Here is a 5,505-nt window from a genome sequence, read left to right as displayed (position 1 = left end):
CGTGCCAGACCTTCTCGTACTGCTTGTTGAGGTCGAGGCGGTGCTTGTCCCCGGCGAGGACGGCGATGGCCTGCGGGTTGTCTTTCACGAAGGCGTCGGAGCGCTTCTTGAGAGCCCTGACCTTCTTCAGTTCTGTCGTCTGGTCGGTGAGGTCCTGGTAGATGTAGTAGTTGACGTCGATCTCGCCGTTCTCGTCGAGGATGGGCACCTGGAAGAGGCGGAGGTACGACTTCGTATTGTCCTCCCAGGTGACTTCCATGTCCGAGACCGCGAGTTTCTTCGTCTCGAACGAGGCGTAGAAGTCGTCCCCCGACGTCTTGATGTTGAAGTCGTAGAGTTTCTTCGCCATCAGTTCGTCGTATGTGCCGTGCCAGACCTTCTCGTACTGCTTGTTGAGGTCGAGGCGGTGCTTGTCCCCGGCAAGGACGGCGATGGCCTGCGGATTGAACTTCACGAAGGCATCGGCACGCTTTCTCAACTTTTCCGCTTCTTCCATCTTATTGATGGCGCGGTTCACCATGTCTCCCAGGGGTTTGAACTCGTCGGGAAGCACATTGGTGTCGACCCGCCCGGAAAAATCGCCTTCAAGTGCGCGTTCCAGTATTGCCTCAATTTTCTCCTGTTTCCCTTTTGCCATTCTTTGAATCCCTCTTTTATAGTTGTGTCAACGTATAGTTACTTTAATGAATTAATTTATATGGTTTTCTCTTTTAATCTTTTGAACCATTATTGTTATTTTTATATTGCGCTGCTTAATTCATCTCTTATTTAATATAGATCGATTTTCATACCCTATTTTTCTTGCGGGGTGGCCGGTACGTATGGTAAGTATTATAGGTTCGTCACCGGAGGAGAGGGCATGGGCGAGCGGTTCATCTTCACGACACACCTGACCACCTGCTACCACTGCCACGAGGACGCTGAGCAGGTGATCAAGGCGGTCTCGTCGCAGGCACAGGTGGCGTGCGCACACTGTGGTGCGACCCGCATCTTCGTCCCCCGCCTGGAGGACGTCAGAGCCGAGGGCACGTACACCCCGATCAGTTGTTATGACATCTGGCACCTGGAGACGGTCGCACCCTGCAAGCACTGCGGGGTCGAGGGTCCGCACGACCTGATCGTCGGGTGCAACCAGTTCACCACGCGGTGTCATGCCTGCGGCTACACCCACTTCTACAAATTCAATCTTGAATACATTGCCCGGTGCCCGATCGGGGAAACAGGGGTGTGATTTCTGGCTCTGCTATCATGGTACGGCCGGATCTATGGATTGAGGTGGGGGCTCACACCGCTGTTCCCGGAGGTCCGCTGGAAAAAGAGTTTATCGTGTCTTCGGGGCGTGCCATCTGTCTGGAAGACACACTCCGGCACCCTCGCCAAAGCCATTATATATCGTCGGCGACTACCCTTGTGACAATGTGTGGTGGATGTCTTTTCGCCAGTGAATGTCTTTACCTTCACTAGCACTCGCGAACCCGCCCACGCAGACATTTCTCTGACCGTCTCTTCGGGAGCGGTGGCGCTGTACGGCGTCTATTTTAGCTATTTTTATCTCTTCTAAGACCCCGCAGCCACGGGAATCTGCGGAGGTGTGTGTTCATGAGAGGAAAACAGATTAGGATGGAACGTATTATGGATCGTAACACCGGCAGGACGATCATCGTCCCGATGGACCATGGTGTTACGGCAGGGCCCATGCCCGGACTTGTGGATATGGGACGGACAGTCGACCTCGTCGCCGAAGGCGGAGCAAATGCGGTGCTCGGTCACCTCGGCCTTGCCCTGTACGGTCACCGCCGCTGGGGGAGGGACATCGGACTGATCCTCCACCTCTCGGCCTCGACGTCTGCAGGGCCGGACCCGAATGAGAAGGTGATCGTCAACACGGTCACGAACGCCCTGAAGATGGGTGCGGACGCCGTCTCGGTACACATCAATATCGGGGCCGCCTCGGAGGCGAGGATGCTCGCCGATCTCGGGAGGGTCGCGGTCGAGTGCATGGAGTGGGGCATGCCCCTCCTCGCGATGATGTACCCCCGCGGCCCGAAGATAGACGACGAGAAGAGCGTTGAGATGGTGAGTCTTGCCGCCCGCGCCGGCGCCGAACTCGGTGCCGACATCATCAAGACGGTGTACACCGGCGACCCCGACACCTTCAAGGAGGTGACCCTGGGGTGCCCGGTGCCGGTCGTCGTCGCCGGGGGTTCGAAGACGGACGACGCCGCAACCCTCGCCCTCATCGAAGGGGCGATGGAGGGCGGGGCCGCCGGGATATCAATAGGGAGGAACGCCTTCCAGCACCCGCACCCCGACCGCTTTGTCAGGGCGGCGGCAGCGATCGTGCACGGCGGCAGGAGTGCGGAAGAAGCGATGGAGATGATGAAAGAATGATAGGAAAGGCGATCAGGCTGGAGCGGATCATGGACCGGAACACCGGGAGGACTGTCATCGTCCCGATGGACCACGGTTTCACGATGGGGCAGATCGAGGGGCTGAAGAATATGCCTGAGGCGGTCTCCGCCGTCTCCGAGGGCGGGGCGAACGCGATCGTGATGCACAAGGGGATGGTGAAGGCGGGTCACCGCGGCCGCGGCCGGGACATCGGCCTCATCGTCCACCTCTCGGCCTCGACCTCCCTCAACCCCGACCCCGACGACAAGGTGCTCGTCTGCACCGTCGAGGAGGCGGTCGCCCTCGGTGCGGACGCTGTCTCCATCCACATCAACCTCGGGGCGCCGCACGAGTCCAGGATGATCGAGGCGGCAGGCATGGTCTCGAAGGAGTGCACCCGCTGGGGCATGCCCCTTCTCGTGATGATCTACCCGCGGGGCAAGGGGATCGACCCCCGCTCGCCGTCGGCCATCGGTCACTGCGTGCGTGTCGCCGAGGAGATCGGCGCCGACCTGATCAAGACGAACTACACCGGCGATGCCGCCTCTTTCGCGGAGATCTGCGCCGCCTGTTCCGTCCCCGTCCTCATCGCAGGGGGGGAGAAGGCCGGCGACCTCGCCACCCTGACGGCGATCAGGGACGCGGTCGGTGCCGGGGCGGCGGGCGTTGCCATTGGCAGGAACGCCTTCCAGCGCGACGACCCGGCGGCCTTTGTCAGGGCGCTCTGCAAGGTCGTCCACGGCGGCGCCGACCCGAAGGACGCCCTGGAGGGGAGATGAAACGGTTCTGGGTGGACGTGCGGCCGTGGCAAAAGGAGGTCGCCACGGCGGCGATCGAGGCCGGGGTCGATGCCCTGGTCGTGGAGAGGGCGGGGGATGCCCGTGCTCTCGGGCGGATCGCCACGGTCGCCCCTGACGGCGACCTGGTGCCGGGCGCGGACGTCGTCTTCGCGGCGGTGACGCCCGACGCCCCGCTCCCGCAGGCGAAAGGCGCCCTCCTTGTCGTCTCCACACCGGACTGGACGGTGATCCCCCTCGAAAACCTGGTCGCCGCATCCGAGGAGGTCTTCGCCGTCGTCAGGAATGCCGACGAGGCGAGACTCGCCCTCGGCATCCTGGAAAAAGGGGTCGCTGGCGTCGTCCTTCAGACCGACGACCCCGCTGAAGTCGGCAGGGTTGCGGCCGTCGTGCAGGCGGCGATGCCGCGCCTTGCGCTCACTCCCTTCACTGTCACGCGGGTGCGCCCCATCGGGATGGGCGACCGCGCCTGCATCGACACCTGCTCCCTCCTCGCCGAGGGGCAGGGGATGCTCGTCGGCAACACCTCGTCGGGTTTCCTCCTCGTGCTTGCAGAGACGGCCGAAAACCCGTACGTCTCGCCGCGGCCCTTCAGGGTGAACGCGGGTGCGGTCCACGCCTACCTCCTCGGTCCCGACGGGAAGACCGCCTACCTCTCCGAGGTACGGGCAGGGGACGCCGTCCTCGTCGCCGACGGTGCCGGCGCCACGACCGGGGCCGCGGTCGGGCGGGTGAAGATCGAGCGCCGACCCCTCCTCCTTGTCGAGGCGGAGGGCAGGGGCGGGGAGAAGGCCGGACTCGTCCTCCAGAACGCGGAGACTGTCCGCCTGATGGGGCCTGACGGCCCTGTCTCTGTCGCCGCCCTGAAGGATGGCGACAACGTCCTCGGCCTCTCCCTTGCCGGCGGCCGGCACTTCGGCATGGCCGTCGAAGAGACGATCACGGAGACCTGAGATGCGCATCGGGATCATCGGCGGGACAGGCGGGATGGGCACCCTCTTCTCCCGCGTCTTTTCAGACGCCGGCCACGAGGTGCTCGTCTCCGGTCGGGCGACCCCTCTCTCGAATGCCGACCTTGTCCGGGCCTCCGGGGTCGTCATCGTCTCTGTCCCGATCCGGAGCACCGTCCCGGTGATCAGGGAGATCGCCCCTCTCCTCTCTGAGGACCACCTCCTCTGCGACTTCACCTCCCTCAAGGCGATGCCCGTGGCGGCGATGCTGGAGACGAAGGCCGAAGTCCTCGGCCTCCACCCGATGTTCGGGCCGTCTGTGTCCTCCCTGCAGAACCAGACGGTCGTCGCCTGCCCGGCGCGTGTCGCCCCGGAGCATGCCGACGCGGTCCTTGCCGTCTTCAGGGAGGCCGGGGCGAAGGTGACAGAGATGGACCCCCTGGAGCACGACAGACTGATGGCGGTGGTCCAGGGCCTCACCCACTTCACCACCCTCACCCTTGCCGGGACGATGCGGCGCCTCTCCGTGGACCTCCCGGCCCTCCTCTCTGTCACGAGTCCTGTCTACCAGATCGAGATGGCGGTGATCGGGCGGATACTCGGGCAGGACCCCGACCTGTACGGCCCGATTCTCGGGGAGAACCCTGCTGTCCCCGAAGTCCTCGACACCTTCGCGGCCGCCGCAGACGAGGTCCGCAGGGCGGTGGAGAGCGGCGACGACGAGGTATTCGCCCGTCTCTTCCGGAAGGACGCCGCCTTCTTTGCCGACTACATCCCGCGTGCGACCGAAGACTCGGAGGCGCTGATACGATGTCTGGCAGAAAAGTGAGGCTGGCGGCCCTCGGGCCCGAGGGCACCTTCTCCCACGCCCTCGCCCGGCACCTCGCCGAGGAGGTCGTGCTCCTCCCGACCATAGGCGCCGTCTTTGCGCATGTCGCCGCGGGGAAAGGCGACGGTCTTGTCCCGGTCGAGAACAGCGAGGCCGGCGGTGTCGGCCCGACCCTCGACGGCCTTCTGCGCAATCCTGTCTTCATCACCGCGGAGGTCTACGTGCCGATCAGGTTCCACCTCGCCTCTTTCGTGGGAATCGAGGAGATCGAGACTATCTACGCCCATCCGCAGGCCCATGAACAGTGTTCGGGCTGTGTCGACGCCCTCGGCGTGCCTGTGGTCCACACCTCCTCGAACGCGGCGAGCGCAAGGGAGGTGCGGCCGGGCACGGCCGCGGCGGCGGTCACCACCGCAGAGGCCGCGGAGAGGTTCGGGGTCCCCATCGTCGCCGGCAATATCCAGGACGCGGAGGAGAACACGACGCGGTTCGTCGTCATCTCGACAGAGCCCTATCAGGGACCGGGTGCCGGGAAGTG

The 5,505-nt window shown here is 63.8% G+C and carries 6 protein-coding genes and 1 pseudogene; 6 read left to right on the top strand and 1 reads right to left on the bottom strand.

All coding sequences use genetic code 11. The annotated features are described in order from the left end of the window. Window positions 1–637: pseudogene (locus Q0520_RS04410) on the bottom strand (chemotaxis protein); the annotation flags it as partial. 222 nt (window positions 638–859) lie between these two features. Between Q0520_RS04410 and Q0520_RS04405 the strand changes: the two are divergent. From Q0520_RS04405 to Q0520_RS04380, 6 genes are all read left to right on the top strand, one after another. Further along, window positions 860–1,231, top strand: coding sequence for a hypothetical protein (locus Q0520_RS04405; protein WP_298667076.1), 372 nt, complete (start codon window positions 860–862; stop codon window positions 1,229–1,231). A 368-nt stretch (window positions 1,232–1,599) separates the two neighbouring features. Then, window positions 1,600–2,391 carry a 2-amino-3,7-dideoxy-D-threo-hept-6-ulosonate synthase gene (locus tag Q0520_RS04400; protein ID WP_298667075.1) on the top strand — a complete coding sequence of 264 codons (792 nt, stop codon included), beginning with the start codon at window positions 1,600–1,602 and terminating at the stop codon, window positions 2,389–2,391. After that, window positions 2,388–3,170: a 2-amino-3,7-dideoxy-D-threo-hept-6-ulosonate synthase gene (locus tag Q0520_RS04395; protein ID WP_298667073.1), complete on the top strand. Its 783-nt coding sequence runs from the start codon at window positions 2,388–2,390 to the stop codon at window positions 3,168–3,170. The genes Q0520_RS04400 and Q0520_RS04395 overlap by 4 nt, the downstream gene beginning before the upstream one ends. After that, window positions 3,167–4,141, top strand: a complete 975-nt coding sequence (locus tag Q0520_RS04390; RefSeq protein WP_298667072.1) for a 3-dehydroquinate synthase II — start codon at window positions 3,167–3,169, stop codon at window positions 4,139–4,141. The genes Q0520_RS04395 and Q0520_RS04390 overlap by 4 nt, the downstream gene beginning before the upstream one ends. Window position 4,142: 1 nt before the next feature. Then, entirely contained in the window at window positions 4,143–4,967 is an 825-nt protein-coding gene (locus Q0520_RS04385; RefSeq protein WP_298667071.1) for a prephenate dehydrogenase/arogenate dehydrogenase family protein, read from the top strand. After that, the coding region (locus tag Q0520_RS04380) for a prephenate dehydratase domain-containing protein (RefSeq protein WP_298667069.1) at window positions 4,949–5,505 on the top strand (557 nt) is incomplete at its 3' end. The genes Q0520_RS04385 and Q0520_RS04380, both read left to right, overlap by 19 nt.

This window comes from uncultured Methanofollis sp. (genome assembly GCF_937919355.1).
In the GTDB taxonomy this organism is placed as follows: domain Archaea; phylum Halobacteriota; class Methanomicrobia; order Methanomicrobiales; family Methanofollaceae; genus Methanofollis.
The sequence above is the reverse complement of the archived record's forward strand: the minus strand, read 5'-3'. Positions and strand labels throughout refer to the sequence as shown.